The sequence below is a fragment of the Achromobacter piechaudii NBRC 102461 genome (genome assembly GCF_001571245.1).
Lineage (GTDB): Bacteria > Pseudomonadota > Gammaproteobacteria > Burkholderiales > Burkholderiaceae_B > Achromobacter > Achromobacter piechaudii.
Window position 1 is genome coordinate 244,950 of the sequence record NZ_BCTK01000012.1, and the last position, 25,492, is coordinate 270,441.

Consider the following 25,492-nt stretch of genomic DNA (forward strand, 5'->3'; position numbering starts at 1 on the left):
GACCGCATCGATGAGCACACTTCCGTATCTGCGTAACTTCGACCTGACGGGCCAGGTCGCGCTGGTGACCGGCTCGGCGCGTGGGCTGGGCTTTTGCATCGCGCGGGCCTTGGCGGGCTGCGGCGCGCGCGTGCTGATCAACGGGCGCAGCGCCGCGTCGGTCGACGCCGCCGTGGCCGAGCTGGCCAATGCCGGGCTGGACGCGCATGGCTTGCCGTTCGACGTCAGCCGCGACGATGAAATGCAGCGCGCCTTCCAGCGCATCGACGATGAACACGGCCGTCTCGACGTGCTGGTCAACAACGTCGGCGCGCGCAACCGCAAGACGCTGCGCGACACCAGCCCCGCCGAAATCCGCGAGCTGATCGATACGGACCTGGTCGCCGGCATGCTGCTGGCGAAGTTCGCGGCCGAGCGCATGATGCGCCAGGGCGGCGGCCGCCTGATCGCGATCACTTCGGTGGTGGGGGAGCTGGCCCGCGCGGGCGACGCCGTGTATCCGGCCGCCAAGCAGGGCCTGACCGGCATGGTGCGCGCGCTGGCGGCGGAATTCGGCGGCCATCACATCACCAGCAACGCGATTGCGCCCGGCACCTTCGCCACCGAAACCAATGCGACCATGGTGGCCGATCCCAACGTCGGCCCGCGCGTCGCGGCCCGCAATCCGACGGGGCGTTGGGGCGAACCCGAGGAAATCGCCGGCGCGGCGGTGTTCCTGGCCTCGCCGGCCGCGTCCTATGTGAACGGGCACGTGCTGGTGGTGGACGGCGGCCTGTCGATTCAGTTCTAAGGGCAAGGCGGGCGCGGTGCGCCCCCCCTCGGCCCCAGCCCGATCAGGTCGTCTCGTCCTGGTACCAGACGCCTTCGGCCAGCATCATCTTCTGATGCCCATGACCTGCCGGCATCATCGGAAAGCAGTTCTCTTGCGCGGTCACGGCCACGTCCAGGAAGTAGGGGCCATCGTGGGCCAGGCATTCGGCCAGCGCCGCATCCAGCTTGGCCGGATCGTCCACGCGCGCCGCGCCCCAGCCGAACGCACGCGCCAGCGCCACGAAATCGGGTAGCGATGCGTTGTAGCTATGGCTGTACCGCCCGCCATGGATCAGCTCCTGCCATTGGCGCACCATGCCCATGTAGCCGTTGTTGCACAGCACGACCTTCACGGGCGTCTGGTGCTGCATGGCCGTGGACAATTCCTGGATGTTCATCAGCACCGAGGCGTCGCCGCTGACGCACACCACTGTCTTGTCCGGATGCGCCACCTGCGCGCCGATCGCGGCCGGCACGCCGTAACCCATCGTGCCCGCGCCGCCCGAGGTCAGCCAACGGTTCGGCTTGTCGAACCGCAGGTACTGCGCGGCCCACATCTGATGCTGGCCCACGTCGGTCGAGACGATGGCGTCCCGGTCCGACAGCGCGGCGTTCAGGCTGGACATCAGGTGCTGCGGCAGGATGGCGTCGGCGGCGGGCGTGAAACCCAGGCAGTCCTGCGCACGCCAGGCGTCGATGCGCTTGAACCACGGCGCCAGCCGCGCGGCCTCCAGCGGCGTATCGCCCAGCTCGGCGCGCAGCGCGCGCACCAGCGGCAGGCAATCGCCCACCAGCGCCACGTCCACGCGCACCACCTTGTTGATGGAAGCGGGGTCGATGTCGATATGGATCTTGCGCGCATGCGGGCAGAATTCGGACAGCTTGCCGGTGATGCGGTCATCGAAACGGGCGCCTATGCACACCACCAGATCGGCGTTGTGCATGGCCAGGTTGGCTTCGACCGTGCCGTGCATGCCCAGCATGCCGACGAACTGCGGGTCGGACGCGGGAAAGGCGCCCAGCCCCATCAGGGTCAGCGTGCACGGCGCGCCGGTGTGGCGGACCAGATCGGTGTAAGCCTCGCAGGCCTCGGGGCCGGCGTTGATCAGCCCGCCTCCGCCGTAAAAGATGGGGCGGCGGGCCTGGGCGATCAGCGCGGCGGCGCGGCGCACGGCCGACTGCGGCAGCTTGGTCGCCAGCTTGCCCGACTGCCGGCGCGCACGCAGCGCGGCCAGCTTCTGTTGCGACGGCAGGCCCGGCACGTCGTCGTCCGCATCGCGCGGCACGGCCAGCTGCACATCCTTGGGAAAATCCACCAGCACCGGGCCGGGCCGGCCCTGGCGGGTCAAGTCGAACGCGCGGCCCACGACGTTGGCCACGTCGTCGACGGCGCGGATCTGGGTATTCCACTTGGTGACGGAACGCGAGATGCCGATGGCGTCGCATTCCTGGAACGCGTCGGTGCCGATGGCGGCAGTGGCCACCTGGCCGCTGATGCACAACACAGGGATCGAATCGCACATGGCGTCCAGCAGACCCGAAGTGGTGTTGGCCATGCCGGGGCCCGAGGTGACGAACACGACGCCTGTGCGGCCGGTGGTGCGGGCGTAGCCTTCAGCGGCGTGCACGGCGGCCTGCTCGTGGCGCACCAGTACGTGGCGCAAGCGCGGTTCGGCGTACAAGGCGTCATACAGCGGTAGGACCGCGCCGCCGGGATAGCCGAAGACGGTGTCCACCCCGTTCGCAATCAGCGTGTCGAGCAGAATCTTGGCCCCGTTCGCAAGCGGGGCGGAGGTGGCGGCTAGCGCGGCAGCGGCGGTGGGGTGCAGGCGATCGTTCATACTATCTATCTTATTCGTAGCGCCGCAGAATTTTTATCTTCTTTTCCACGAATACCGGTCGATCGGAGTAAATTTGTCTTTGATTTGGAGGAATCAAAGAAAATGAACCTGGACAAATTCGACCTCGCCATTTTGAAGGTGCTGCAAGAGAACGCGCGCGCCAGCCTGAACGAGATCGGCGCGGCGGTGGGGCTGTCGTCCACGCCCTGCTGGAATCGCATCAAGCGCATGGAGGGCGCCGGCGTCATCCGAGGCTATACGGTGGACATCGACCCGGCCAGCCTGGGGTTCATGGACACGGTGATCGTCCACGTCACGCTGGAGAGCCACAGCGAAGAAACCCTGTACGAGTTCGGCCGCGCGCTGGCGGCCATCCCCGAAGTGCTGGAAGCGTTTCTCGTGTCGGGCGACTACGACTATTACATCCGCATCGCGGTGCGCGATACGCGCGACTATGAACGCCTGCTGCGCGAACAGCTGTACCGCATTCCCGGCATCCGCCACAGCAAATCGTGCTTCGTGCTGCGCCGCTTGAAGGAAACCATGCTGCCGCTGACCGGCCCGGTGGGATAAGCCGCGCTTTCAGCGCAGCACGAAGTCGTCCGGTTCGGCGGGTGTGGGCAGCGGGCGCACGCCCAGCCCTTCCAGCAGGTCGATCTCGATCACGCGCGCCAGCGCCGACAGCGGCAGGTCGTTTTCTTCCAGGCCGAAGGGGTCTTCAAGCTCGTCGCCCAGGGCGTCCAGGCCGAAGAAGGTATAGGCGATGATGGTGACCGCCACCGGCGTCAGGTATTCCAGCGTGCCTACGAGGCCGAACGGCAGCAGCAGGCAGAACAGCCAGGCCGTGCGATGCAGCAGCAAGGAATACGCGAACGGACAGGGCGTGAACTTGATGCGTTCGCAGGCGGCCTGGATGGCGGCGCATTGCGCCACGCGCTGGGTCAGGCCCTGATAAAGAATGTCGCTGAGTTCGCCGCGCCGCAGGCAGCCGGCCAGATCGCGGTTGATCGCCATGAGCAAGGCGTCGGGCACATTGCGGCAACCGGCCAGCGTGTCGAGCTCGTCTTGCTGCACCCACGGGCGTACCGCCTCGACCATGTCCTGCCCGCGCAGGCGCGCCGCCAGTCCGTAGCCGAATCCGATGCAGCGCCGCACCAGCCGTTCCTGGATGGGGTTGGCCGTGCTGGCCGCCAGCAGCACCGCGCTTTCGCGGGCCAGGCTGCGCGCCTGCACGATCAGGTCGCCCCACTGCTTGCGCGCTTCCCACCAACGGTCATAACAGACGTTGTTGCGAAACCCCATGAACACCGACAAGGCCAGGCCGAACAGCGAGAAGGGCACCGCCGTCAGATGCGCGGGCGAGAACCACTGCCGGTGGTACATCCACACGACCACGCACGACAGCAGGGTGATGACCAGGATCCTGCTGAGAATGCGCGGGATGATGGAACCGCGCAGTACAAAGAACAAAGCCAGCGCGGAGGGCCGCGGACGGACGATCATGATGAATATCAAGTAAGGACAAGGCGGCGCTCACTATACGCCTGTCATCCACGTCATGGACGCGTCGATATAATTCTGTTTCGTCTCACCCGCCCCCCACCGACACGCTGCCGCCTCCATGACCACCGAAGCCACCCCGATCAAGCCCTGGCACGTCGTTCGCCGCTCCAAGCTGCATGGCAACGGCGTCTTCGCCGCCCGCAAGATCCCAGCCGGCACGCGCATCATCGAGTACGGTGGCGCGCGCATCAGCGCAAAAGAAGCCGACCGGCGCCATCCGACCAATCCCGATGACCCGTTTCACACTTTCTTCTTCGCGCTCAGTTCGGGCCGCGTGATCGACGGTGGCGACGAAGGCAACGACGCGCGCTGGATCAACCATTCCTGTCAGCCCAACTGTGAAGCGCAGGAAGGCAAGCACGGCAAGCGCGTCTACATCGTCGCCTTGCAGGACATCCCGCGCGGCACCGAGCTGTCGTACGACTACGGCCTGGTGCTGGATGGGCGCATCACCAAGGCGCTGAAAGAAGGCTACCGCTGCCTTTGCGGCACGCCGCCGTGCCGGGGCACGATGCTGGCGCTGCCGAAAAAGAAGACGAAGAAGTCCAAGAGTGCGGATGCCGCGCCCGTAGCGGACGCGCCTGTCGAAGCGACTGTCCAGGCGCCTGTCGAAGCGGCCGTGCAAGCGGCCCCGTCCAGGACAACGGGACGCAAGACCGCGAAAACGGCCACCTCGGCCAAGCCGCTCACGTCTCCCAAGCCCACCAAAACGGCCAGCGCCAAGAAACCCGCCAGCGCTCCGAAACCGGCCAGTTCCGACAAGACCGTCCCTTAAAAACGCATCCCTGCGCCGCCCTGTTCCGCCACCCGCGCGGACAGGCGTACAATCGCCGATGTCGTTAACACGACATGCAGTACGTCTTCAGGGCGGGGTGCAATTCCCCACCGGCGGTATGCCATGCAATGTGGCGAGCCCGCGAGCGCCCGGCGTCCAGTACGGACATCGGGGTCAGCAGATCTGGTGAGATGCCAGAGCCGACGGTCATAGTCCGGATGAGAGAAGATGTGCCGCCGCAACACCCCGTCATCCAGGCGCGCTCGCGCCTGGAACGTCGTATTGCGTACGGCTGTCGATTAGCCCTGAAACGTTTTTCGCCCCCTTTTATTTTGCGAGAGCGTTTCAATGTCCCACTTCAATACCCAGCAGTCCCTTCCCAGCCTGGCTTCACAACCGTTCGCCGCCCGCTTGCAGCGCGCGCTGCATCATCTGCGCCTGGGCCGTCCCGTCATCCTCATGGACGACTTCGACCGCGAAAACGAAGCCGACCTCATCGTCGCCGCCGACAAGCTGACCGTGCCCGTCATGGCCCAACTGATCCGCGACGGCAGCGGCATTGTCTGCCTGTGCCTGCCCGGCGAAACGCTGGACCGGCTGGAATTGCCGCCCATGGTCGCGCGCAACCAAAGCCGCTTCGCCACCGCTTTCACCGTGTCGATCGAAGCCCGCGAAGGCGTCAGCACCGGCGTGTCTGCCGTTGACCGCGTCACCACCATCCGCGCCGCCATCTCGCCGTCGGCCCAAAGCGAAGACATCGTCAGCCCCGGCCACGTGTTCCCGCTGCGTGCCCAGCCCGGTGGCGTGCTGACCCGCCGGGGCCACACCGAAGGCTCGGTGGACCTGGCCGTGCTGGCCGGCCTGCGTCCGGCTGGCGTGCTGTGCGAACTGATGAATGCCGATGGCACCATGATGCGCGGCGCCTCGCTGGAACGCTATGCGGCCCAGCACGGCCTGGTCGCCCTGACCATCGCCGAGCTGGCCGACCATCTGCAAAAGCTGAAGGATGGCCAGGCCGAACCCGTCGATGACGAGGTCCTGGAAATGGCCGCCACGGTCTGAAGAGCAGACCCGCGCGCAGTCGGGGCGCGCATCGCTGCGTACCCCGATGCGTGCTTCCAGGGGTGATGACAATCCGAAACCATCGCGGAGAATTCGTCGATGGCATAATCCGCGCTTGCGGGTGACGAGCCGGATTGCCTGCTGCAACGCTTATGAGCCATTGCTCAGGTTTGATAATCGCCTTGAACGCACCCATGACCGCTATCCCCCAGCCCCGCAAATCGCCGCGCCAGCAGCGGTCCCAGCAAACCGTCGACACCATTCTGCAAGCCACGGCGCGCGTGTTGGCCGCGCACGGCTATGCGGGCACCAATACCAACCTGATCGCTGAAACCGCCGGCGTCAGCGTCGGGTCGCTGTATCAGTACTTTCCGAACAAGAACGCGCTGATCGCCGCGCTGCACCAGCGCCACGACAACCAGATGCTGGACGTCATCGACGACGTGTTGAACAGCAATCCCGCCGCCACGCTGAAAGAGCGCGTGGCCGCCATCGTGCAGGCCATGTTGCATGCGCACCTGCTCGAACCCGCGCTGCACCGCGTGCTGGAGCGCGAATTCCCGCTGTTCGACATCCCGGGCGACCACAGCCTGGCCGATCAGGATATCCATCGCCGCATGCGGCATCTGCTGGAGCTGCATCGCGCCGAGATCGCGCAGCAGGACCGCGATCTGGCCACCTACGTGGTGCTGCGCATCATGGAGTCGCTGGTGCACGCGATGGCGCTGGAGCCGCCCGCGGGCTTTGACGCGCGGCAGCTTGAACAGTCGGTGGTCGATGCGGTGATGGGCTATCTGGCGACGCCCGGTGCGGCCGCAACGCCCCGGCCAGCGAAGGCGACGAAGCTCAGGACGACGGCGAAAACGGCGGCGGCTGCGAAGGCCGCGCGTCCGGCCAAGACAGGCCGGGCTGCAACGCCGGCTGCCTTGCCCACGGCAGCCAAGAAGGCCCCGCGCCGCAAAGCCGCCGGCTGATCCAACGACAAACGCGCAACGTCAACGCGACGCGTCCTGGGCCATACGGGCCAGGCAATCGGACGCCTTGCCCACGACGATGCGCGCGCTGCACGCAAGCATCAGGTTCAGGTTCAAGCCGAAGTCTTCCACCGTGTGGCCATCGGCATCCACCATGCGCGAGATGCCGTCGTCGGCTGCGGCGCCCACGGCCACCTGATCGATCAGCGTGCCGGCCTGGCTGGTATAGCCCCACACCGGTTTGCCGCAAGCGATGGCGTAGCCCACTTCAAACGCGGTGCCCGAATCGGGCTCGGCGCCACGGAAGCAGTTCAGGTTGGCCATCACCATATCCGCGCGTCGGATCAGCGCCACGTTTTCACGGTAGATCCATTGCGCCAGCGCCGCGCCCGACAGTTCCGGCGGCGCGGTGTTGTCCAGGGGAAAAAGCCCGTCGAATCCATAGGTGGCGCACAACGCCTTGAGCCGCTGGCCGTGCGCCACGGCATCGGGCAGGAACACATCGAAACCCGCGAGATACACGCTGCGCATAAAAGCTACTCCGGTTCTGAAACGTTGAAGGCGTCGCCCGTGGCAAAGAAAGACCCGCCAGCCAGGTAGTGGATCGAACGGCGCTCGTCGCTGGGAAAGTGCCAGCGATTTTGCGAGTACACATCCGGCGCGGCCCAGGCCGCCACGACTTCGCCGATGAACAGATCATAAGCCTGCTGGTTGTGGGGCTCGGGCACCACCTTGCATTCCAGCCAGCCCAGGCAATCGGCCACCAAGGGCGCGCCAATCTTGCTGGCCGCGAACGTGGTCAGGCCTGCGGCCTGGAACTTGTCTTCGTCGCGGCCCGATTCCGATCCCACCTTGAAGGTCGCGGACGCTTGCGCGCGTGACGGAATGCACAGCGCGAATTCGCCGGACGCCTCGATCAGTTCGCGCGTGTAGGTGTTCTTGTCCACCACCACAAGCATCTTGGGCGGGCTGAAATCCAGCGGCATCGCCCACGCCGCCGCCATGACATTGCGCGCCTGGCCATGGGCGCTGGTGACCAGCACCGTGGGCCCGTGGTTGAGCAGCAGATACGCACGCGCCAATTCGACCGGTTCGATGGGGGACATGGGCGGCTCTCCTAGAACATGCCGTTCTGGTTGGCGGGGTTTTCGGGAATTTCCTGGCTCACGTCCCAATGCTCGACGATCTTGCCTTTGTCCACCCTGAAGATATCCACAACCGCCTGGCCACGATCTTCCGGCGAATCGCGCCACTGGTTGTGGATAACCACAAGATCGCCCTCGGCGATCACGCGCTTGATATCGACGATGGCTTGCGGATGCTGGTCGAAGTAGGGCGGAAAGAAATCCACCATCGGGCCCACGCCATCGCGCATGTAGGGATTGTGCTGCACATAGTTGGGACTGACGTACAGACGCACCGCTTCGTCGATCTCGCGGTCCTGGAACATCATGCGAAAAAACGCGACGACGATCTCCTTGTTCGACTGGGGCGCGGCCGCCAGCGCCGGCGCGACGGCCAGGCATTGGGACGCGACCAGCACACAGGCGGCCAAGGCTTTGCACTTCATACGCATACAGACAACTTTCGAATACGCCGACGGGCGGCCTGCCAGTTTACAAATAAAAACAGCGGCGCCGGCACGCTTGCACAATAGAAAAGGAGCCCTTGACGGGCTCCCCGGAAAGCAGGCAGAACTTAGCCCGCCAGCGGTTCAGTACCCTACCGTGTAGCGGCGGCGCGCATGCTTGGGGTTTTCGATTTCATCGACCAGGGCGATGGCGTAGTCTTCCATCGAAATCCAGCTCTTGCCTTCGTCGTCGGCCAGCAGATGGTCTTCGCCCAGCCGAAACGAGCCTGTGCGCTCGCCGGGTTCGAACATCGCCGAGGGCGACAGGAACGTCCAGTTCAGCACCTTTTCCTGGCGCAGCGTGTCCAGGAACACGACGCCCGCGCGGGCCTCAGGTTTGTAGGCATCCGGAAATTCGGGCGTATCGATCAGCAGCTTGCCCGGCGCCACCAGCAGGCTGCCCGCGCCGCCCACCACCAGCAGGCGCGGCACGCCGGCGTTTTTCACGGCGGCGATCAAGGGCTTGGCGTCGGTCGAGACAAAGCGCGTGGCGCTGACCACGGCGTCGTGGCCGGTCAGCAGGGGGGTCAGCGCGGCCGGGTCGGTGGCGTCGCCCTGTTGGACGGTCAAGCCCGGTTGGGCGTTGACGTCGGCCGGGTTGCGGGCGATGCCCGTCACTTGGTGGCCGCGTTTGAGCAGTTCGTCCGCGACGCGCGAGCCGACGCGGCCCGTGATTCCGATCAATGCGATTTTCATGGTCTTGCTCCTTGGGAGAGGACCGAGGCGACACGCGGTGCGCGATGCGCCGCCTGCCGCCCCGGATCTGGCAATCCATACTATTCGGTCGAATCCGAACAAAAAACCCATTCCATCACACGAGTTTTTTGCAATCCATGCATCAATTGTCGGATCAACCCGCTGCGCGCTGCGCCTGATAAACCTGAAGATGCGAGTACGCCACACGCAGATAGGTGGCGTCCACGCCCAGCGTCTGCGCGCGGTGAACCATGTCGCCCACGATGTGATCGGCTTCGACAGGCAGACCCTGACGCAGATCACGGAACATGGACGCCGTCATCGGTTGCGTGCGGTCGCTGATCAGGTTCTGCACGAAGGCATCGGCTTCGGGACGCACGGCATGGCCGGATGCCGCCGCCACGGCCTGGGATTCCTGCAACAGGCTTTTCAGGATGTCGATGCCGTCATCGGTGGAAGCGATCTGGCCGATCGAGCCGCGCATCAGGCAGGTCGCCGCCGCCAGCGTCGTCAGCATGACGTACTTTTCCCACATGTCCTGGTGGATGTCTTCACTGAGGCGGCTGACGTACTCGCCTCCGGCAAGCGCCTGTTCCAGCGCCACGCAACGCTCGCTGCGGGCGGGGCCGGCACGCTCGCCGAACACGATGTTCGCATGCTTGCCCAGATGCACCACTTCGCCTTCCGGACCCAGCGTGGCGTTGATCTGGCACAGCCCGCCCAACACGCGATGCGGCTCGAATTCGCGGTCCAGCACGTCGTATTGCAGCACGCCGTTCATGATGGGCAACACGGCCGTGTCCGGGCCGACGGCGGGGCGGATGGCCTCGACGGCGCTGGCCAGGTCATAGGCCTTGCAACTGAGCACGACAACGTCGTAATGGCCTTGCAGGGTTTGTTGCGTGGCAAGCTTCGGGTGCAAGGTGGCGTCGCCCAGCGGGCTCTGAATGCGCAAGCCGTGTTCACGGATACGCGCCGCGCGCGGCTCACGCACCAAAAACGTCACGTCCGCGCCCGCCTGGGCGGCGCGTCCGCCGAAATAGCCACCGGTGCCGCCGGCACCCAAAAACAACAACCGCATTCGTCTCTCCTGTTGCCGCCCGCCTCTGTGACGGGCTGAGATGGAATTATGCGCTTGGCGCGCAGGCTCGCCCAGCCCGGCCGGAACCTGAACGGCCCGTGAACGGTGGCGGAAGGAGACGACGCTTATTTCAAGAGTTTCACCAGCCGCCACGTCACGTCCTGCCCGTTGATTCGCGGAAAGATCACCTGATGCATGAAGGTCTGCGGGCCGGTGGGAAATGCTTCGCACGACCCCGTTCCCGAGATCAGGCGCAAGACTGCTTTTGGGGCGCGGCCAGAAAGGGAAATAATCGCTGATGCGCCTCGGCCGCGTCCGAGGCTCGCCGAGCAACGCCGCCAGAGACCGCGTCGTAGTTGGGTTCCACCTTCAACGGGCCGGACGTAGCGCGCAGGCGTCGTCTCCGGCACTACGTAGGCCCGATCTTTCGCAACGCACACCGCGCGCGCCCGGTTCAAGCTCCGTGGTTGCGCTCCGTCCAGGCCTCGAAGCCGCCGCGCAGCGCCCACGTCTTCGGATAGCCCGCCGCGCGCAGGCGCGAGGCCAGCAGCGCGGCCGACACCTCGTTGGGGCAGGCGCAATAGACCACGATGTCGGACTCCAGCGCTTGCGCATCCAGCGCGGGCAAGGGCGCCTTCAGGTCCACAGCGATAGCGCCGGGAATGCGCGCGGCGTCGCTCGTGGCCTCGGGCCGCACGTCAAAGACCAGCGGGTTGCGGCCGTCCTGGCGCCACTGCATCAGCTCGTCGACGGACACGCGCGGAATGATGCGCAGGCTGCGCAGCAGAATGCGGCGGCGCAGAAAGCGCGCCAGGATGTACAGGCCCAGCACCGCCGCCAGGACGCCCAGGCCCATCGGCCCATACGTGCCCAACAGATCGAGCACGTCGTTGATCACGCTATGGAACAGCCCGCCCAGCAGCAGCGCCGAGCCGGCCCAGATCATGGCGCCGGCCAGGTCGTAGAGCAGAAAGCGCCGGTAGGCGGTGCCGGTCAGCCCGGCCATGACGGTCGACAGCGCGCCAGCGCCCGGCAGGAATTTGCACACCAGCAAGGCGCGCACGCCTATGCGCAAATACAGGCGCTGCGTCTGGCGGATGCAGGAATCCTGCGACAGCGACAGCTTGCACACCACCCCCAGCAGCCGCGCGCCATAGCGCCGGCCCGCCACGTACCAAAGCGTGTCGGCCAACAGGCATGCCACGGTGGCGGCCAGCCACGGCGCGAGCCAGCCCGCCGCGCCGCCCAGCGCACCGGCCGCGATCAACATGGGATAGGCGGGCACGGGCAGCCCCGCCTGTTCGACCAGGACGTTGGCGAACACCAGCCACCCGCCGTACTGTTCGAGCAGCAATTGAATGTCTTGCATGGATCTTCCAGCCTGCCGCGCCACGCGCAGCCGAAGCGGCGATTTTACGGGTGCGGCAGCGCCGCCTGTCGGTTTACCGGACGAACCCGCCATTCGAATCGCGTTTTGCGACACGCATGTCCAAGACGAGCAACGGCGGGCACCAAATTGGTGCCACGTTTCCCTGCGAGGGTGCCTATAATTCCGCCCGGCCATCAGGTTTCCCCGACTAGTCCGGGTGGACTTCCATGGCATACAACTTGCTTCGCCAGCACTGGCTGCGGACCCGACCATGTGGATAGGGCGCGCCGTCTGGCGCCTCCATCCGATGACCGATCCCACGCCTACGTTTCCGCCCGCTCGTCCTGGCCTGCCCGCCGACGGCCGGAACCATGGGGCCGCGAGCCGCGACCCGGCCCGCGCCGCCCGTCCCGAGGCGCACCGCAGCGTCCCCGCAACACCGTCTTTCCCTCACGTTTCCATCCCCCGCGAAGGAGTCACCCGCATGAAATCCCTGTCCCTCCCGTCCGCAGGCGGCATCGCCCGCCGTGGCCTGCTCAAGCTGGCCGCGGCCGCCGCCACCGGCGCGCTGCTGTTCTCGGGCCTGGCGCATGCCCAGGCGCCCGCCAAGACCAAGGTCGCCGCCATCTATACGGTGCCGGTGGAACAGCAATGGGTGTCGCGCATTCACAAGGCCCTGACGGCCGCTCGCGACCGTGGCGAGATCGACTACACCTTCTCGGAAAACGTCACCAACGCCGACTACGAGCGCGTCATGCGCCAGTACGCCGAGCAGGGCAACAAGCTGGTGGTGGGCGAAGCCTTCGCGGTGGAAGCCGCCGCCCGCAAGGTGGCCAAGGACTACCCGCAGACCGCCTTCCTGATGGGTTCCTCGGGCAAGCCGCAGCAACCGAACTTCTCGGTGTTCGACAACTACATCCAGGAACCGGCCTACCTGACCGGCATGATCGCCGGCGGCATGAGCAAGTCGGGCAAGATCGGCCTGGTCGGCGGCTATCCCATTCCGGAAGTGAACCGTCTGATGCAAGCCTTCATGGAAGGCGCCAAGGAAGTGAACCCGAAGGCCGAGTTCACCGTGACTTTCATCGGGTCGTGGTTCGATCCCCCGAAGGCCAAGGAAGCCGCCTTCGCCATGATCGACAAGGGCGCGGACGTGCTGTACGCCGAGCGCTTTGGCGTGTCGGACGCCGCCAAGGAACGCGGCAAGCTGGCCATCGGCAACGTGATCGACACCCAGCCGCAATACCCCGAGACCGTCGTGGCGTCCGCCCTGTGGAGCATGGAGCCCACCATCGACGAAGCGCTCAAGCAAGTGAAGGCCGGCACGTTCAAGGCCGACGACTATGGCCAATACTCGCTGATGAAGCACAAGGGCTCGTCGCTGGCGCCGTTGGGCACCTTCCAATCGAAGATCCCCGCCGACCTGATCGCCAAGGTGGATGCCAAGCAGAAGGCCATTCTGGATGGCAGCTTCACCGTCAAGGTCAACGACAAAGAACCCAAGTCCTCGGCACGATGAAACCAGCGCCTCTCGCCCTGCAACTGACAGGGATCACCAAGCGGTTCGGCAGCCTCACGGCCAACGACGACATCTCGCTGACGCTCGCGCAAGGCGAGGTGTTGGCCTTGCTGGGCGAGAACGGCGCCGGCAAATCGACCCTGGTGTCGATCCTGTTCGGCCACTACGTGGCCGACGCCGGCAGTATCGATGTGTTCGGCAAGCCCCTGCCGCCCGGCCGGCCCGACGCCGCGCTGGCGGCGGGCGTAGGCATGGTGCATCAGCACTTCACGCTGGCCGACAACCTGACCGTGCTGGACAACATCATGGTCGGCACGGAATCGTTGTGGAAGCTGGCCTCGGGCCGCACCAAGGCGCGCCGCCGCCTGGTTGAACTGGGCCAGCGCTTCGGCCTGGGCGTGGACCCGGACGCGCGCGTGGGCAGCCTGTCCGTCGGCGAAAAGCAGCGCGTGGAAATCCTGAAGGCGCTGTATCGCGGCGCGCGCGTGCTCATCCTGGACGAGCCCACCGCGGTGCTGACGCCGCAGGAAGTGCAGGATCTGTTCGCGACCTTGCGCGGCTTTGTCGACGAAGGCCTGGCAGTCATCTTCATCTCGCACAAGCTGGACGAAGTGATGGCCGTGTCGCGCCGCGTGGCCGTGCTGCGCCAGGGCAAGCTGGTGGCCGAGTGCGACACCGCCGGCACCAGCCCCGCCGAACTGGCCGAGCTGATGGTGGGCCGCAAGGTGGTCATGCCGCGCGCCGAAGCCGTGGCTGCCGCCGAACAGGCCGCGCCGGTCGTGACGCTGTCGCAAGTCACCGTGCGCGATGGCCGCGAGGGTGCGCCGCGCCTGGACAGCCTGGACCTCGTTGTCCACAAACATGAAATCGTGGCGATCGCCGGCGTGGCCGGCAACGGGCAGCAGGCGCTGGTGTCGGTATTGACCGGCCTGCGCCAACCCAGCGATGGCACGATCCGGCTGGGCGCAGAACACGCCGTCGCGCCCACCACGCCTGCGGGCTGGACCGCCGCCCGCGTGGGCCGCATCCCCGAAGACCGCCACGGCGAAGGCATGATCGGCGACAGCCCGCTTTGGGAAAACGCCATCGTCGAAGATTTGAAGGACAAGCGCTTCGCGCGCTATGGCCTGATCCGCGCGCGCGCGGGCCGAGCCTACGCGGCATCGCTGGCCAAGCAGTTCGATGTGCGCGCGGCGTCGTTGGACGTGCGTACGCGCAGCCTGTCCGGCGGCAATATGCAAAAGCTGATCCTGGGCCGCACGCTGGCGCGCGAACCGCGCTTCATCGTCGCCGACCAGCCAACCTGGGGCCTGGACATCGGCGCCGTGGCCTACGTGCGCGAGCAGTTGCTGGCCGCCCGCGCGCGCGGTGCGGGCGTGCTGCTGGTGTCCGAAGACTTGGAAGAAATCTTCGCCCTGGCCGACCGCATCGCCGTGTTGTGCGGCGGCAAGCTGGTCGCCGTCAAGCCGGTGGCCGAATGGACGCCCGCCACCGTGGGCCTGGCCATGACGGGAACCCGCGCGTAACGGCCCGCGCCGTTCCGCGCCGCTTCCCTCTTTATTGAGCATCACTCGCATGAAACTGATCCTGGAACGCCGCCCCGAGCCCAGCCGCATGGCGCTGGCCTTGGCCCCGATCGCGGCCATCCTCTTCACCCTGGCGGTCTGCACGCTGCTGGTCGCCTGGGCCGGCGCGCCGGTGGGCCGTACCTACGCGCTGCTGTTCGAAGGCGCGTTCGGTTCGCGCTTTGCGCTGTCGGAAACGCTGACCCGCGCCACGCCGCTGATGCTGACGGGCCTGGCCTGCGCCGTGGCGTTTCGCGCGCGCTTCTACAACATCGGCGCGGAAGGCCAGTTGTACCTGGGCGCGCTGGCGGCCGTGGCCATCGGCGGGCTGCATGACGGCACGGGCTTCGACCTGCCGGTGCCCGTGCTGTTCGGCGGCATGATGCTGGCGGCCGCGCTGGCAGGCGCCTTGCTGCTGCTGATTCCGGCGCTGCTGAAAACCCGGCTGGGCGTCGATGAAGTGGTGACCACGCTGCTGGGCAACTTCATCGTGCTGCTGTTCGTGTCCATGATGCTGGACGGTCCCATGAAGGACCCGATGGCGATGGGCTGGCCGCAGTCCGTCGCGCTGAACGGCGACTTGGAACTGGGCAAGCTGATCGAACGCACGCGCGCGCACACCGGGCTGCTGTGGGCGGCGGGGCTGGCATTGGGCCTGTGGCTGCTCAATCGCTACACCGTCTTCGGCTTTCAGATGCGCGCGGTGGGCGCGAACGCGCACGCCTCGCGTTTCCTGGGCCTGCCGGTCAACCGCGTGATGCTGGGCACCGCCATGTTGTCCGGCGCGCTGGCCGGTCTGGCGGGCGCCATCGAAGTGGCGGGCCGCACCGGCTACGTCACGTTGGATATGTCGCCGGGCTATGGCTACACCGGCGTGGTCGTCGCCATGCTGGCCGGCCTGCATCCGCTGGGCGTGATCCTGGCCAGCATCTTCGTTGCCGGCATGCTGGTGGGCGCGGACAGCATGAGCCGCGCCATCGCCGTACCGAACTACATCGCCGACGTCATCGTCGCCACCTCGTTGCTCGCCATGCTGGTCGCGACGCTATTTGCGCAGTACCGCCTGCGCCGCAACCGGGCTTGAGGAGCACGCCATGGAATGGATGGATCTGTTGAGTTCCTCGGCCTTCTGGGTCGCCGTGCTGCGTCTGGCGACGCCGCTGATTCTCGGCACGCTGGGCGTGTTGCTATGCGAACGCGCGGGCGTGCTGAACCTGGGCATCGAGGGCATCATGGCGGCCGGCGCCTTCACCGGCTGGCTGGTGGTGTACCTGGGCGCGCCGCTGTACGTGGGCGTGTTGGCGGCGGCGCTGGCCGGCGCGGTGTTCGGCCTGCTGCACGCCGTGCTGACGGTGCCGCTGGGCCTGTCGCAGCACGTGTCGGGGCTGGGGGTGACGCTGCTAGCGACCAGCCTGTCTTACTTCGCTTATCGCGTGACGTTTCCCAGCGTGAACACGCCGCCCACCATCACGCCGTTTGCCGAGATGAAGTTCCTGGAGGGCATACCCGTGATCGGTCCCGTGCTGGCGGGCCAGACGCCGATGACGCTGATCGCGCTGGCCGCCGTGCCGATCCTGGCGTGGGTGCTGAACCGCACGCCGGTCGGCCTGGCGATCCGCATGGTGGGCGAAAACCCCGCCGCCGCCGAAGGGCAGGGCCTGTCGGTGACGCGTCTGCGCATCGGCGCCATCGTGGCCGGGTCCGCGCTGATGGGCGTGGCGGGCAGCTTCCTGACGCTGGCCGCCTTCAACGCCTTCTTCTTCAACATGGTCAACGGCCGTGGCTGGGTCTGCGTGGCGCTGGTCGTGTTCGCATCCTGGCGGCCCGGCAAGGCGCTGCTGGGCGCGCTGATCTTCGCCTTCTTCGACGCCCTGCAACTGCGCCTGCAACAGGGCGGCGCGGCCTTGCCCGGCCTGCCTGAGCTACCGTATCAGGTGTACCTGATGCTGCCCTACATCCTGTCCATCCTGGCGCTGGTGGTGATGGCGCGCCGCGCCGCCTACCCGCAAGCGTTGATGAAGCCGTACCGCAAGGGCGAACGCTAAAAGGCTAGACCCACCCCCGCAGCGCTTCGCGCTTCCCCCTCAAGGGGGCGTCGCGACGGACCGGCGGAGCCGGCTCCGTGCGACCTGGATGGGGGGCTTCGCTGAAGCGCTTTTTTTAATTTGTTTTAGGGGCTGTCTATGCTCGATTTGATCATCAAGAACTGCACGCTGGCCGATGGCCGCACGAATGTGGATATCGGCGTGGCGCAAGGCCGCATCACGGCGGTGGAGCCTGCGCTGCGCGCCGAGGCCGGCCAGATCATCGACGCCGCTGGGCAGTTGGTGAGCTCGCCCTTTGTGGACGCGCACTTCCATATGGATTCCACGCTGTCCTTCGGACTGCCGCGCGTGAACCAGTCCGGCACGCTGCTTGAAGGCATCGCGCTGTGGGGCGAACTCAAGCCGCTCCTGACGCAAGAGGCGCTGGTGGAGCGCGCGCTGGCCTATTGCGATTGGGCAGTTGCGCGCGGCCTGCTGGCCATCCGCTCGCACGTGGACGTCTGCGATCCGCGCCTGCTCGCCACCGAAGCGCTGCTGCACGTGCGCGACAAGGTCAAACCGTATCTGGATCTGCAACTGGTCGCCTTCCCGCAGGACGGCGTGCTGCGCGCGCCGGGCGCACTGGACAACCTGAAACGCGCGCTCGACATGGGCGTGGACGTGGTGGGCGGCATCCCGCACTTTGAACGCACCATGCAGGACGGCGCGGAATCCGTGCGCATCCTGTGCGAACTGGCCGCTGAACGCGGCTTGCGCGTGGACATGCACTGCGACGAAAGCGATGACCCGCTCTCGCGCCATATCGAAACGCTGGCCTATCACACGCAGCGTCTGGGCCTGCAAGGCCGCGTCACCGGCTCGCACCTGACATCCATGCATTCGATGGACAACTACTACGTGTCCAAGCTGATCCCGCTGATGCGCGAGGCCGGCGTGTCGGCCATTGCCAACCCGCTCATCAACATCACGCTGCAAGGCCGTCACGACACCTATCCAAAGCGCCGTGGCATGACGCGCGTGCCCGAGCTGCTGGCGGCCGGCGTGCCGGTGGCCTTTGGCCATGATTGCGTGATGGACCCGTGGTACAGCCTGGGTTCTGGCGACATGCTGGAAGTGGCGCACATGGGCCTGCACGTGGCCCAGATGACGGGCCAGGACGCCATGCGCGCCTGTTTCGAAGCGGTAACGACCACGCCCGCAAAGATCCTGGGCCTGGACGAAACGGGCATCGCGGTCGGCAAGCGCGCCGACCTGGTATTGCTCCAAGCGCGCGATCCGGTCGAAGCGCTACGCCTGCGCGCCACTCGCCTGATGGTGATGCGAGGCGGCGAGGTCATCGCCACCACGCCGCCCGCCACCGCGACGCTGAACCTGCCGGGTCGTCCTGGTCAGGTCAGCTTTCAGACACCGGCCCGCTGACGTAAGGCGGCCGTTTCGCGGCGGTGACGATGATCTCCACCAGCAACTCGGGCGCGGCCAGCTTGGCCTCGCAGGTGGCGCGCGTGGGCATCGCCTCGGGCAACGCCCACTCGGCCCACACGCCGTTCATGCCGGCAAAATCGCGGTCGATATCCTTGAGCCAGATCTGCACCGACAACAGCCGCGATTTGTCGGTGCCGGCCTCGGCCAGATAGCCGTCGATCTTGGCCAGCGCGTCGCGCGTCTGCGCGGCGATGCCGCCTTCCGCGTTCGATGTCACGCCCGCCACATAGACCGTGTCGCCATGGATCACGATGCGGCTCAGGCGCTGGTTGGTTTGCTTGCGCACGATGTCGTCGTTCATTCGCGTTGCTCCTTTGATGGGGTGGACGCGAGGGTCGCGTCCGAAAAACGTTCTATCCGAAACGGCGCGATCGGCAAGTCCGTCGCGCCGGTAGTGATCAGGTCGGCCATGATGCGGCCCACGATCGGGCCCAGCTCGAAACCATGCGCCGAAAAGCCGAACGCATGAAACGCGGTCTCGTGCCGGCTGCTGCGGCCGATCACGGGAATCTCGTCGGGCATGGCCGCCTCGATGCCGGCCCAGCCCCGGTTCACGATGGCGTCGCGCATGTGCGGAAACAGATCGCAGACGGTGCGCGCGCCTTCGGCAAGGGACCGGAAATCCAGCTCGGTCCATTCCGCATCGCGGTCCACCCACGCGCGCCGCCCGCCGCCGATCAGCACGGTGCCGTTGCTGCGCTGCTTGAACGACAAGGCGCGGCCCGTGCCCAACACCACCGGGTCCAGGAAGTGATCCATGCGCAGCGTCACCAGCATCATGGGGCTGATCGCCAACAGCGGCACGGGTTCGCCCCATTGCGCCGCGATGCGATCGGCCCAGGCGCCCGCGCAGTTCAACACCTGCGGCGCGGTGTAGACGCCCGCATCGGTATCGACGCGCCATTGGCCGTCCACGCGCGCCACCTTGTCCACCCGCACGCCTTCGACAAAGCGCGCGCCCAGGCTGGCGGCCTTGGTCCGGAACGCCAACGTCGTGCGATAAGGATCGGCCGCCGCATCCTCGCGCGCAATCAATCCGCCCTGCACGGTGGGCGCGATGGCGGGGATCATTGCACGCAGGTCCTCGGCGCTGATCCATTGTTCATGCGTGTAGCCGTGATCGGTCATCGTGCGCAGGCGCGTCTGCAAGGTGTCGACGTCGGCCGCATCCTCGGCCACGCGCACCTGGCCATGCTGCTCGAAACCGCAGTCGTCATCGACCAGCTCGCTGATGCGATACCAAAGTTCGCGCGAGGCCAGCGCCAGCGGCACCTCGGCCAGATGGCGCGACAGGGTGCGCACGCCGCCCGCGTTCACGCCGGAAGCATGCCGCCCCACGTAGTTCTTTTCGATCACCAGAGCGGACACGCCCGCCCGCGCCAGATGCAGCGCGGCCGAGCTGCCGTGCAGCCCGCCGCCGATGATGATGACCTGTGCCGACCGCGTTGACCCGGTCATGGCATCACTTTTTCAGGCGCACGACGGCTTGTCGGGAATCGTCGGTCTGCGGCAGCGACGCAAGCTCTCCCAGTGTCAGCGGCTTGGTCGGAAAGCGCAGCCGGTAGTAGCCCACTTCCTGCGTCGGCACGCCGCGTTCCTCGGCGATGATCTCGGCCACCGTCAGCCCGCAGAAGCGGCCCTGGCACGGTCCCATGCCGCAACGCAGGAACGCCTTCATCTGGTTCGGACCGGAGCAGCCCAGCTTGACCGTCTCGCGCACCTGCGCGGCGGTGACTTCCTCGCAGCGGCACACGATGGTGTCGCCCGTCGGCCGTCTGAATGCATCGGGCGCCTTGTAGAGCGCGTCGAAGAACTCGCGGCCCCGCACCGCACGGGCCAGCGCGTCACGCGGCGCGGCGGCCTCGCTGTCGCGCTTGCGGGCGTCGATGCGACCCAGCAGATGCGCGGCCTGCAACGCGGCCAGGCGGCCCCGGTGCTCCGCCGCCAGCGCGCCCGCGATGCCCGCGCCGTCGCCCGCCATGCCGATGCCGTCCACCGTCGTCAGCCCCCATTCGTCGACCTGCGGTTCCCAGCAATCCAGCGCCTCGTTCCAGCGGTGCTCGGCGCCGACCGCGCGCGACAGGTTCACATTGGGCACCACGCCCTGATGCAGCATCAGCTGTTCGGCGGGCAAGGTCTTGGTAACGCCGCCCGCCGTGTAGCGCACGCTGTGCAGCTTGTCCTCGCCCAGCGCTTCCAGCGACGTGACGCCCTTGACGATGGGCACCGCCGCCTTGACCGCGCGCAGCAGCTTCAGGCCCTTGCCCAGATACGGCGAACGCAAAAAGCCCCACACCTTGGGCAGCGCCTGCCCCATGCGGCCGGGCGGCGTGGTTTCCAGCAGCGCGTCGATCTTCACGCCCGCGTTCAGATATTGCCAGGCCACCAGATACAGCAGCGGGCCGCTGCCCGCCAGCACCGTACGGTCGGCAGGCACCACGCCGGCTGACTTCAACAGAATCTGCGCCGCGCCCGCGGTGATGACACCGGGCAGCGTCCAGCCGGGAATGGGAAAGGGCCGCTCTTGCGCGCCCGTGGCCAGCAGCAGGCGGCGCGCGTGCACGATGCGCGCTTCGCCCGCCACGGAGTACGCCACTTCAAATCCTTTTTCGGGATGCGGCGCGGTGCGCTCGGCCACGGCCCATACCGTTGCACCCGGCACGTATCGCGCGCCCGACTGCTTGAACGGCGCAACCAGCGATGCGCCGTGCCAATAGTCTTCACCCAGGATGCCCCGGTCGGTAACGGGGGTGGTTGTGATGGCGCGATAGATCTGTCCGCCCGGCGCCGCCTGTTCGTCCAGCAAGACGGTGTCCACGCCCAGCCCGGCCGCCAGCGTCGCCGCCGCCAAGCCGGCAGGACCCGCGCCCACCACCAGCAAATCGCATTGCGTCGTCTCGATCATGCCTGCACCTTGCGCGCGCCCAGCTGGCGCTCGATCTTCATGCCTTCGCGCACGGCCGTCATGCAGCCCTGCTGGTTCGCCTGGCCATCAATGGTGACCAGGCAGTCGTAGCACACGCCCATCATGCAATAGGGGCCGCGCGGCACTTCGTTCACGGCCGTGTCGCGACAGGCCGACACGCCACCGGCGAACAAGGCCGCCGCCACGCTGTCGCCCTGGCGGCATTGCAGCTCGGCCCCATTGACCGTCACGCGCACGGGCGCGCCTTGCGTCTGGCGCTGCGCCTCTTCAAGCCTCTTGAACATGGAACCTCCGGGTCGAGAAGGGCGCCATGTCGTCGGCAAGCTTGCCGGCCACGATCATGGGCGCCAGATTGAGTGCGTGCGCGGCGGCCAGCGTCACGCCGCTATGACAGGTGGCGACGAAGGCGCCGGGGCACGTTTCGGATTGCTGATAAATCGGAAAGCCGTCCTTGGACATCACGCGCAGCGCCGCCCAGCTGCGCACCACGCGCACGTCGCGCAAGGCGGGCAAGGTACGCACGGCGCGGTCGGCCAGCGTGCCCAGGATGGGCAGCCCGACCAGGTTGTCCACATAGCCCGCTTCTTCTTGCGAATCGCCGATCAACCACGTGCCTTCGTCGGTCTGGCGCAACGTGGACAGCGGCGTTTCCAGCAGGCGACGCGTGCGTTCCAACACTACGATCTGGCCGCGCTGCGGCCGCACCGGCACGTCCAGCCCCACCTGCGCGCCCAGATCCTTGTTGGACAGGCCCGAGGCAAGCACGACCTTGCGCGCGCGCACCGTGCCCGACGGCGTCGCGATGTCGAACACGCCGTCGCGCTGCGTGACGGTTTGCGCGGGACGGCGCGGCAGGTAATCCACAACCCGCTGTGCAAAACTCGCATGCAAGGCGCGCAGCAGCTTGAGCGGGTTGGCGATGCCATCGACCGGCGTCCACGTGGCGCCGCGCACATCCGGGCCGATGCCCGGCACCAGATCGGCCACCTCGGCGCGGTCCAGCAGCTTCCAGTCATATTGCGCCATGCCGGGCTGCGCCAGCAGCGTCTTCATGAAATTGCCGCGCGCCTCCACTTCTTCGTCACTGAGCAGCGCATGCAGTCCGCCGCGCTGCTCAAGATGCACATCAACCCCGGTTTCCTCCAGCAGTTGCGCGGCCAGACGCGGCCAGCCCGAGGCGGACGTCATCGTCCACACGCCGTAGCGCGGCAGGCCCATGCCTTTGCTCTGCACCCACACCAGCCCGAAATTGCCGCGCGACGCGCGATAGGCCACGTCGCCTTCATCCAGCACCGCCACATGGTCCAGCTCGCGCCGCAAGCCATAGGCAATCGCCGATCCCACCAGCCCGCCGCCGATCACCACGGCGTCGTAGATGCCGCGATGCACGGGCGCGCGCGGCGCCAGTTCTTTCTCGTCCGTCATTAGCGTCCCTTTCCTACAAACAGCTTCTCCAGGCCGACCACGCGGTCCAGAATGAAAATGGCGATGATCGTCACGTAAATCAGCACGGCCGATACGGCGGTCACCAGCGGATCGATGGTGTCTTCGATATGCAGGAAGATCCGCACCGGCAGCGTGGTGGTGGACGGCGAGGCGATGAAGATCGACATGGTCAGCTCATCGAAGCTGGTGATGAAGGCGATGACCCAGCCGCTGACCACCCCCGGCAGCAACAGCGGCAGCACCACGCGGCGAAACGCCGTCCAGTTGGATGCGCCCAACGACTGCGCAGCGCGCTCCAGCGCAGGGTCGATGCCCGTGGCCGAAGCCAGCACCAGCCGCAGCGCGTACGGCATCACCAGGATCACGTGCGCCACCACCAGGCCCACATACGTGCCAGCCAGATCGACCGTAGTGAAGAACTTCAGGAACGCCAGGCCCAGCACGACGTGCGGAATCATCAGGGGCGACAGGAAGAACGCCACCAGCGCCTCGCGGCCCCGGAAACGATTGCGCGCCAGCGCCAGCGCGCTGGGCACGGCCAGCCCGATGGCCAGCGTCGCTGACAAGGTGCCCAGGCCCAGGCTGAACCAGAACGCTTCGATGAAACGCGGGTTGTCCAGGATGGCGCGGAACCAGCGCAGGGACAAGCCGTTGGTGGGCAAGGAGATGAAGCCTTCGGAGGTGAACGCCACCGCGCACACCATGACGATGGGCGCCAGGATGAAAAGGATGAACAGCGTGTGGAACACCAGGCCGATGGGGCCGTTTCGAAATTGCATGTCAGCCTCCTGCCTGGTTGAAGACCGCGCCGTATTTGCGCTCGATGATCCGGTTGGCCGACAGCAGCACCACCACGGTCGCCACCAGCAGCACCACCGCCAGCGCCGCGCCCAGCGGCCAGTTCAGCGTGTTCAGGAACTCGTCGTAGGCGGCGGTGGCCACATTCTTCAAGCGCCGGCCGCCGATGATGGCCGGCGTGGCGAAGGAGCTGGCCGCCATTGCAAACACCATGATCGCGCCCGACAGGATGCCGGGCATGACCTGCGGCACGATGACGCGGCGGATCACCGTGAACTGCGATGCGCCCAAGGACAAGGCAGCGGCTTCGGTCGCCGGGTTGATCCGTTGCAGCGACGCCCACACCGAGATCACCATGAAGGGCACCAGCACGTGCGTCAGCGCAATGGCCACGCCCAGATTGCTGTACATCAGGTCAACGGGCGTACTGATCAATCCGATTCCCATCAGCGCCTTGTTGATGAGGCCGGTGGAACCGAACAGCAGCGCCCAGCCCAGCGTGCGCACCACGACCGATATCAGCAACGGGCCCAGCACCACCATCAGGAACAGGCCCTTCCACGGATTGGCCATGCGCGACAGCACGTAGGCTTCCGCCGTGCCCAGCACCAGGCAGGCCACGGTCACCGCCGCCGCCACGCCAAACGTGCGCGCGTAGATTTCGTAGTAATAGCCGTCGCTGAAGATCTCGAAATAGTTCTTCCAGGTGAAGGTCACCTGCATGCCGCCGTAGAACTGGAAGTCGAAGAAGCTGATCAGCAATACCAGCGCCATCGGCACCACCAGGAAGGTGGCGTAGACCACCAACGCCGGCGCGCTCAACATCCACGGATTGGCGCGCGCGCTCATGAGACGCGGCCCTGTTGCGCGGGTGCGACCTCGCACATATCCTGCGCGCGCCAGCGCAGATGCACCGGTTCGCCTTCCGCGGGCACGGCCACGCCGTCGTTCTGACGGATCACCATGACTTCGCCCACCGATGTCTCGACCTGGCACAGCCAGTGGTTGCCCTGGAACACGCGCGTCTTCATGCGTCCGGGCAAGGCACAGGCGGCGGGTTCCGAGAACAGGATCTTCTCGGGCCGCACGATCACCGCGCCTTGCGGCACCGGCGCGCCGGCCATCGGGATGTGCGCTTCGCCAACGCGAGCGCGCGTTTCGTTCTCGTACTGCTCGGCCTTCGGCGTGAACACATTGGCTTTGCCCAGAAAGCCGCCCACGAAATGACTGGCCGGCCCTTCATAAGCCTGGAAGGGTTCGGCCACCTGCTCGACGCGGCCCTGGTTCATCACGACGATGCGGTCAGACAGCGCCAGCGCTTCGGACTGATCGTGCGTGACCAGGATGGTGGTGGTGCCGATCGTGCGCTGGATGCTGCGCAGTTCCAGCTGCATTTCCTCGCGCAACTTGGCGTCCAGGTTCGACAAGGGCTCGTCCAGCAACAGCACGCTGGGCCGGATCACCAGCGCGCGCGCCAGGGCCACGCGTTGTTGCTGCCCGCCGGACATGCGCGCCGGGTGGCGGTCGGCCAAATGCGCCAGTCCCACCAGCTTCAACGCATCGGCCACGCGCGCCTCGCGCTCATCCTTCTTGACCCGCTGCATCTCCAGGCCGAACGACACGTTCTCGGACGCGGTCATGTGCGGGAACAGCGCGTAATTCTGAAACACCAGACCCAGGCCGCGCTTGTTGGCCGGCACCCGGCTAACGTCGCGCCCGTCCAGCACGATGCTGCCGCTGGTAGGTTCGACAAAGCCCGCGATCATCTGCAAGGTGGTGGTCTTGCCGCAGCCCGAGGGCCCCAGCAGGGATATGAATTCGCCGCGGTTCACCGACAGGCTCAGTTCTTCAACAGCGGTCGTCTCGCCATAGCGCTTGCACAGGCGGTCCAGCACTAGATAGGTCATGAA

24 protein-coding genes, 2 pseudogenes and 1 riboswitch are annotated in these 25,492 nt (G+C 66.6%); of the genes and pseudogenes, 10 read left to right on the top strand and 16 right to left on the bottom strand.

The window, feature by feature from the left end; translation table 11 throughout:
- Positions 1-10: 10 nt before the first annotated feature.
- Positions 11-790: an SDR family oxidoreductase gene (locus API01S_RS22555; RefSeq protein WP_006216699.1), complete on the top strand. Its 780-nt coding sequence runs from the start codon at positions 11-13 to the stop codon at positions 788-790.
- Positions 791-833: 43 nt separating this feature from the next.
- Here API01S_RS22555 and ilvB read toward each other — a convergent pair whose 3' ends face one another.
- Positions 834-2,660 carry a biosynthetic-type acetolactate synthase large subunit gene (gene ilvB / locus API01S_RS22560; RefSeq protein ID WP_156329837.1) on the bottom strand — a complete coding sequence of 609 codons (1,827 nt, stop codon included), beginning with the start codon at positions 2,658-2,660 and terminating at the stop codon, positions 834-836.
- Between the two features lie 93 nt (positions 2,661-2,753).
- On the opposite strand from ilvB, the gene API01S_RS22565 reads away from it, so the two are divergent.
- Positions 2,754-3,224: an Lrp/AsnC family transcriptional regulator gene (locus API01S_RS22565; protein ID WP_006216696.1), complete on the top strand. Its 471-nt coding sequence runs from the start codon at positions 2,754-2,756 to the stop codon at positions 3,222-3,224.
- A 9-nt stretch (positions 3,225-3,233) separates the two neighbouring features.
- Here API01S_RS22565 and API01S_RS22570 read toward each other — a convergent pair whose 3' ends face one another.
- Positions 3,234-4,154 carry a bestrophin family protein gene (locus API01S_RS22570; protein WP_039882566.1) on the bottom strand — a complete coding sequence of 307 codons (921 nt, stop codon included), beginning with the start codon at positions 4,152-4,154 and terminating at the stop codon, positions 3,234-3,236.
- Positions 4,155-4,272: 118 nt separating this feature from the next.
- On the opposite strand from API01S_RS22570, the pseudogene API01S_RS22575 reads away from it, so the two are divergent.
- The 3 genes and pseudogenes from API01S_RS22575 to API01S_RS22585 form a co-directional block, all read left to right on the top strand.
- Positions 4,273-4,779, top strand: a pseudogene (locus API01S_RS22575) (SET domain-containing protein); the annotation flags it as partial.
- Positions 4,780-5,068: 289 nt separating this feature from the next.
- A riboswitch (FMN riboswitch) is annotated at positions 5,069-5,223 on the top strand.
- A 114-nt stretch (positions 5,224-5,337) separates the two neighbouring features.
- Positions 5,338-6,051 carry a 3,4-dihydroxy-2-butanone-4-phosphate synthase gene (gene ribB / locus API01S_RS22580; protein WP_050728320.1) on the top strand — a complete coding sequence of 238 codons (714 nt, stop codon included), beginning with the start codon at positions 5,338-5,340 and terminating at the stop codon, positions 6,049-6,051.
- 194 nt (positions 6,052-6,245) lie between these two features.
- Positions 6,246-6,878 (top strand): annotated as a pseudogene (locus API01S_RS22585) (TetR/AcrR family transcriptional regulator); the annotation flags it as partial.
- Positions 6,879-7,046: 168 nt separating this feature from the next.
- Here the strand turns inward: API01S_RS22585 and API01S_RS22590 are convergent.
- The 6 genes from API01S_RS22590 to API01S_RS22615 form a co-directional block, all read right to left on the bottom strand.
- A complete protein-coding gene (locus tag API01S_RS22590) occupies positions 7,047-7,556 on the bottom strand; it encodes a nucleoside 2-deoxyribosyltransferase (RefSeq protein WP_006216689.1) in 510 nt (169 codons plus the stop codon).
- A 5-nt stretch (positions 7,557-7,561) separates the two neighbouring features.
- On the bottom strand, positions 7,562-8,131 hold the full coding sequence (locus tag API01S_RS22595; protein WP_006216688.1) for a flavin reductase family protein: 570 nt from the start codon (positions 8,129-8,131) through the stop codon (positions 7,562-7,564).
- Between the two features lie 11 nt (positions 8,132-8,142).
- Complete coding sequence (locus API01S_RS22600) at positions 8,143-8,601, bottom strand: nuclear transport factor 2 family protein (RefSeq protein ID WP_039882565.1); 459 nt, start codon at positions 8,599-8,601, stop codon at positions 8,143-8,145.
- A 138-nt stretch (positions 8,602-8,739) separates the two neighbouring features.
- Entirely contained in the window at positions 8,740-9,351 is a 612-nt protein-coding gene (locus tag API01S_RS22605; RefSeq protein WP_050728322.1) for an NAD(P)-dependent oxidoreductase, read from the bottom strand.
- 154 nt (positions 9,352-9,505) lie between these two features.
- Positions 9,506-10,432: a 2-dehydropantoate 2-reductase gene (gene panE / locus API01S_RS22610; protein WP_050728323.1), complete on the bottom strand. Its 927-nt coding sequence runs from the start codon at positions 10,430-10,432 to the stop codon at positions 9,506-9,508.
- Between the two features lie 454 nt (positions 10,433-10,886).
- A complete protein-coding gene (locus API01S_RS22615; RefSeq protein ID WP_050728324.1) occupies positions 10,887-11,801 on the bottom strand; it encodes a DedA family protein/thiosulfate sulfurtransferase GlpE in 915 nt (304 codons plus the stop codon).
- Positions 11,802-12,285: 484 nt separating this feature from the next.
- Between API01S_RS22615 and API01S_RS22620 the strand changes: the two genes are divergently transcribed.
- From API01S_RS22620 to API01S_RS22640, 5 genes are all read left to right on the top strand, one after another.
- Positions 12,286-13,320 carry a BMP family protein gene (locus API01S_RS22620; RefSeq protein WP_006216680.1) on the top strand — a complete coding sequence of 345 codons (1,035 nt, stop codon included), beginning with the start codon at positions 12,286-12,288 and terminating at the stop codon, positions 13,318-13,320.
- Complete coding sequence (locus API01S_RS22625) at positions 13,317-14,846, top strand: ABC transporter ATP-binding protein (protein WP_050728325.1); 1,530 nt, start codon at positions 13,317-13,319, stop codon at positions 14,844-14,846. Before API01S_RS22620 ends, API01S_RS22625 begins: the two co-directional genes overlap by 4 nt.
- A gap of 49 nt (positions 14,847-14,895) precedes the next feature.
- Entirely contained in the window at positions 14,896-15,969 is a 1,074-nt protein-coding gene (locus API01S_RS22630) for an ABC transporter permease (RefSeq protein WP_050728326.1), read from the top strand.
- Positions 15,970-15,979: 10 nt separating this feature from the next.
- Complete coding sequence (locus tag API01S_RS22635) at positions 15,980-16,930, top strand: ABC transporter permease (protein ID WP_050728327.1); 951 nt, start codon at positions 15,980-15,982, stop codon at positions 16,928-16,930.
- 138 nt (positions 16,931-17,068) lie between these two features.
- Positions 17,069-18,349 carry an amidohydrolase family protein gene (locus API01S_RS22640; protein WP_050728328.1) on the top strand — a complete coding sequence of 427 codons (1,281 nt, stop codon included), beginning with the start codon at positions 17,069-17,071 and terminating at the stop codon, positions 18,347-18,349.
- Here API01S_RS22640 and API01S_RS22645 read toward each other — a convergent pair.
- Genes API01S_RS22645 through API01S_RS22680 form a run of 8 tightly spaced genes read right to left on the bottom strand, consistent with a single transcriptional unit; the run spans position 18,324 to position 25,489 of the window.
- Positions 18,324-18,713: a RidA family protein gene (locus API01S_RS22645; RefSeq protein WP_006216672.1), complete on the bottom strand. Its 390-nt coding sequence runs from the start codon at positions 18,711-18,713 to the stop codon at positions 18,324-18,326. The two genes, API01S_RS22640 and API01S_RS22645, sit on opposite strands and share 26 nt — an antisense overlap.
- On the bottom strand, positions 18,710-19,870 hold the full coding sequence (locus tag API01S_RS22650; RefSeq protein WP_050728329.1) for an NAD(P)/FAD-dependent oxidoreductase: 1,161 nt from the start codon (positions 19,868-19,870) through the stop codon (positions 18,710-18,712). Before API01S_RS22650 ends, API01S_RS22645 begins: the two co-directional genes overlap by 4 nt.
- Positions 19,871-19,874: 4 nt before the next feature.
- A complete protein-coding gene (locus API01S_RS22655; protein ID WP_061306192.1) occupies positions 19,875-21,317 on the bottom strand; it encodes an FAD/NAD(P)-dependent oxidoreductase in 1,443 nt (480 codons plus the stop codon).
- A complete protein-coding gene (locus API01S_RS22660) occupies positions 21,314-21,622 on the bottom strand; it encodes a (2Fe-2S)-binding protein (RefSeq protein ID WP_006216668.1) in 309 nt (102 codons plus the stop codon). Before API01S_RS22660 ends, API01S_RS22655 begins: the two co-directional genes overlap by 4 nt.
- Positions 21,606-22,763, bottom strand: coding sequence for an NAD(P)/FAD-dependent oxidoreductase (locus tag API01S_RS22665; protein WP_006216667.1), 1,158 nt, complete (start codon positions 22,761-22,763; stop codon positions 21,606-21,608). Before API01S_RS22665 ends, API01S_RS22660 begins: the two co-directional genes overlap by 17 nt.
- Entirely contained in the window at positions 22,763-23,563 is an 801-nt protein-coding gene (locus API01S_RS22670; protein ID WP_006216666.1) for an ABC transporter permease, read from the bottom strand. Before API01S_RS22670 ends, API01S_RS22665 begins: the two co-directional genes overlap by 1 nt.
- A gap of 1 nt (position 23,564) precedes the next feature.
- Positions 23,565-24,431: an ABC transporter permease gene (locus tag API01S_RS22675; RefSeq protein WP_061306193.1), complete on the bottom strand. Its 867-nt coding sequence runs from the start codon at positions 24,429-24,431 to the stop codon at positions 23,565-23,567.
- Positions 24,428-25,489, bottom strand: coding sequence for an ABC transporter ATP-binding protein (locus API01S_RS22680; protein ID WP_006216664.1), 1,062 nt, complete (start codon positions 25,487-25,489; stop codon positions 24,428-24,430). Before API01S_RS22680 ends, API01S_RS22675 begins: the two co-directional genes overlap by 4 nt.
- Positions 25,490-25,492 lie beyond the last annotated feature (3 nt).